Below are 3,703 nucleotides of genomic sequence, written 5' to 3' on the forward strand. Positions count from 1 at the left end.
AATTGTAACGATACGACCTCAGGAGTCCGACCCGATGCTGATTTCCGCCCCGACGGATTATCGCAAGGCTGCCAGACGCAAATTGCCGCCTTTCCTGTTCCACTACATCGATGGGGGGGCCTATGCAGAATATACGATGCGTCGGAACCAGGCGGATCTCTCCCATGTCGCCCTGAGGCAACGCGTGCTGCGCAATGTCTCGGGTCTGGACACATCGGTCTCGCTGCTGGGGCAGAAATTTGCCATTCCCGCGGCCCTGGCGCCGGTCGGTCTGACAGGTATGTATGCGCGTCGCGGCGAGGTTCAGGCCGCCAGGGCAGCGGCGCGCAAGGGCATACCCTTCACGCTTTCCACGGTTTCTGTCTGCCCGATCGAAGAGGTGCAGAGCCAGAGCCCGGCCCCGATCTGGTTCCAGCTTTATGTGCTCAAGGACCGAGGCTTCATGCGCAATGTGCTGGAGCGCGCGCGTGACGCCGGGGTGACAACGCTGGTCTTCACGGTCGATATGCCGACACCGGGGGCACGATACCGCGATGTGCATTCGGGTATGTCCGGTCCCTATGCCGCAGCACGGCGCATTGCCCAGGCCGTGCTCCACCCTGAATGGGCTTGGAATGTCGGGGTCAGAGGCAAGCCTCATGATCTCGGCAATATATCGGCCTATCGTGGCAATCCGACAGGTCTCGAGGATTACATCGGCTGGCTGGCGCAGAACTTCGACCCGTCGATCAGCTGGAAGGATCTGGAATGGATCCGGACTTTCTGGAAAGGCCCGATGCTCATCAAGGGCATTCTCGACCCTGAGGATGCCCGTGACGCCGTGCGTTTTGGCGCAGACGGCATTGTGGTGTCCAACCATGGCGGCCGACAGCTCGATGGTGTCCTCTCAAGCTGTCGCGCCCTCTCGCCAATCGCCGATGCCGTGAAGGGTGAACTGGCTATTCTGGCTGATTCCGGTGTGCGTTCGGGGCTTGATATCGCCCGCATGGTCGCACTTGGCGCCGATGCCGTTTTGCTCGGACGCGCCTTTGTATATGCCCTTGCCGCAGACGGTCAGCGTGGTGTGGAGAAGCTGCTCGACCTGATGGAAAAGGAGTTGCGTGTGGCCATGACCCTTACCGGCGCCCGTTCCATCGATCAGATCACATCGGAAAGCCTTGTCAGGGCCCTTGGCTGATCTGTCTGCTCCTCCTGATTTTCTCATGAGCGCTCGGCAGGGAAAAGTGGAACCGGTGAGACTCTTCTCAGAGCGGTATCTGGAACTGGACCCAGTATCGGTCGCCGCGCGTGCTGTTCTGTACGCCCATCTCGTGCTGCCATTTGAGGGCGACGGCATAGGGTGGTTTGAAAAACCAGATCAGTTGTGGGCCCAGGCCATATTTGGCCAAGCGGTTGCCATCGCCGACACGCCGCCCGTTCTGCACGTCATTGGTGAATTGCGACGTCACGAAGCCGTTCAGTCCGAGGCGGAGCTGGGGCAGGGCGGGGGTGAGCATGTAATTTGCCCCGAAGTCGATATTGATCACATTGCCTGATTTGTAATCGGTGGCCCCGTTCTTGGCGTTTATCTGCAATTCACCCTCGGCTGAGACATCGAAGCGTTTTGTGGGCATCCAGGTCAGGGCGGCCTCCTGATTGAAGCCAAAGACATGGGTTGATTCACTGACGACATCGGTCTTGCTGAAGGAGCCAATGGGCAGAAATGCACCTTCACCGAGATAGATATGCAGCTTGGGTGTGTGCCATGAGAGATAGAGCGGCGCGAGATAGAGCCAGTTGGCGCCGAAAGCCGTGCCGCCCTGTCCCCCCGCGCGCAGTGTCAGGCTGTTGATCGCTAGAATAGCGCTGCTCGAGATCGTGGCGCCCAGAAACTCGCCGTGCCAGCTATGGAACAGTCGGGCAGCATTGGCGATGGCGGTTGCCCTGAAGCCTGGCACAGCAGACTTCCGACTTGTGCTCGAATAGGCGCCGTTCGGATTGACCACAAAGTAATCCTGCCACAGCGTCTGGCCGGGCGCTGGTGTCAGGGCTGGGTAGATTGTCTGCACGCCCGAGGCCCAGTTGGTCTGGCCGCCTTCTGTCGCAACCGCTTGCGTCACGATGCCGGGACTGAAGGCGCTAATAGAGAACGCCCCAATGGCAAGCGTTCCGATGGAGAATGTCCTTCGGGCAAACGCCTTGAGGCAGAGCGTGAGGACCACGCCGGTTTTCAGGATCTGTTTCATCTCGCCCCCGCTTGAAATCGAGCGGGAATGTCAGCATGCCGGGCGCAGGCAACTCTTGTCTGCAAGAGAGCTTTCTCTTGTCCGGAGGCTCCGGATTGTTCCAAAGCGGAACAATAACGATACCGGAACATTTTGTGTCGTGTTAACCGGTGGGTTACGCTGTCAGATGACAGCATTGACGGAGGCAGAATGACATGCCGCTGGTATTGCAGAGCTATGATATTGCCGGTCTGCCGCCTCGGGCGGGGGGCGAGTTCTGGCACGATATCGTCTGCCGGTCTTTTGTGCCGCTCGAGTGCAAGCCGGAGCAGGCCGGGTTTCAGGGGGCCGTCACCCGTCTGGCGCTCGACAACTGCAGTGTCTCGACCGTGCGTTCCAGCGCACAGTCGGTATCGCGCACGCGCCGCCTGATCAGCGCATCAGAGGAGACCTATTATCTGTTGAGCCTCGGCGTCAGTGGCAGGGGGCAGGTATTGCAGGATGGCCGTGAGGCCATTGTCCTGCCGGGCACATTTGCGCTCTATCATACGAACCGCCCCTATACGCTGCGTTTCGACCGGGATTTCGAGCAGATTGTCTTCATGCTTCCCACCGATGCCCTGAATGCGCGCTTCGGTCACGCCGAGTATCTTACCGCGACCCTGATCGACGCTTCCAACCCGCTGGCAGATCTGACCCGTCATTTCCTGACGGGGTTAATGGCCACCACGCGGCCTATGCCTGACATGCTCGTGTCCAGGCTCACCGCCCAGGCCGCCGAACTGGTGGCGACCATGCTGATCGCCTCGGGTAATCGCTCAGGGGCGCCCACATCGCATCGCATGGCCATGGGACTGCAGATACGCAATGCCATCGAGATGCGCCTGCGTGACCCGGATCTCGGACGAAGGATGCTTGCCGAACAGTTTCGTATTTCCACGCGCTATCTCGATGACCTCTTTGCCGATGAGGGCATGGGGGTGGCAGAATATATCATGAAGCGTCGTCTCGAATGGGCGCGTGATGCGCTCTCTGACCCGAGCCGTGACCGGTACCAGATTGGCGAGATCGCGCGTATGAGCGGTTTCGTCAGTCAGGCCCATTTCAGTCGGGTCTTTTCTGCGGCTCATGGCTGTGCGCCGCGTGACTATCGCAATAACCGCCAGAACAGGCTCGCCTTGCCCATCTGAGGGTTCTGCGAGGGCGAAAAGAGGCAGGCATGTTTTGCTTCCCTCCCAGACAAGACAGAAATTCGTTCCGACCTAAGATCGATCTCGTTCCGGGCTTTTCCCGCCCGATCAGACATCAACGGATGGAGCAGGCAAGTGAGTCTCAAGCACCCCCGATACAAGGTCGCTGTCGTGCAGGCAGCCCCGGTCTTCCTTGATCTCGATGCCACCATCGACAAGACGATCGCCCTGATCAAGGAGGCCGCCGCCTCTGGCGCCGCGCTGATCGCTTTTCCCGAAACCTTCATTCCCGGCTATCCGTGGCATATC

The 3,703-nt window shown here is 59.6% G+C and carries 4 protein-coding genes; 3 read left to right on the plus strand and 1 reads right to left on the minus strand.

Annotation, left to right across the window (positions count from 1 at the left end; genetic code table 11):
• Positions 1–34: 34 nt before the first annotated feature.
• Entirely contained in the window at positions 35–1,177 is a 1,143-nt protein-coding gene (gene lldD, locus P792_RS24115; protein WP_023977848.1) for an FMN-dependent L-lactate dehydrogenase LldD, read from the plus strand.
• A 67-nt stretch (positions 1,178–1,244) separates the two neighbouring features.
• Here lldD and P792_RS24120 read toward each other — a convergent pair whose 3' ends face one another.
• The gene (locus P792_RS24120; RefSeq protein WP_023977849.1) at positions 1,245–2,225 is read right to left on the minus strand and encodes a transporter; all 981 of its coding nucleotides are present in this window, start codon (positions 2,223–2,225) and stop codon (positions 1,245–1,247) included.
• 194 nt (positions 2,226–2,419) lie between these two features.
• Between P792_RS24120 and P792_RS24125 the strand changes: the two genes are divergently transcribed.
• Both P792_RS24125 and P792_RS36415 read left to right on the plus strand, forming a co-directional pair.
• Positions 2,420–3,394, plus strand: coding sequence for a helix-turn-helix domain-containing protein (locus tag P792_RS24125; RefSeq protein WP_023977850.1), 975 nt, complete (start codon positions 2,420–2,422; stop codon positions 3,392–3,394).
• 171 nt (positions 3,395–3,565) lie between these two features.
• Positions 3,566–3,703: nitrilase-related carbon-nitrogen hydrolase (locus P792_RS36415; protein WP_304412557.1), on the plus strand; the 138-nt coding region annotated here is incomplete at its 3' end.

The sequence above is a fragment of the Asaia sp. SF2.1 genome (genome assembly GCF_000505765.1).
Lineage (GTDB): Bacteria > Pseudomonadota > Alphaproteobacteria > Acetobacterales > Acetobacteraceae > Asaia > Asaia bogorensis.

Excerpts from the sequence above, each read along its gene's own strand:
- lldD (WP_023977848.1), top strand. The coding sequence starts at position 35 with ATGCTGATTTCCGCCCCGACGGATTATCGCAAGGCTGCCAGACGCAAA.
- P792_RS24120 (WP_023977849.1), bottom strand. The coding sequence starts at position 2,225 with ATGAAACAGATCCTGAAAACCGGCGTGGTCCTCACGCTCTGCCTCAAG.
- P792_RS24125 (WP_023977850.1), top strand. The coding sequence starts at position 2,420 with ATGCCGCTGGTATTGCAGAGCTATGATATTGCCGGTCTGCCGCCTCGG.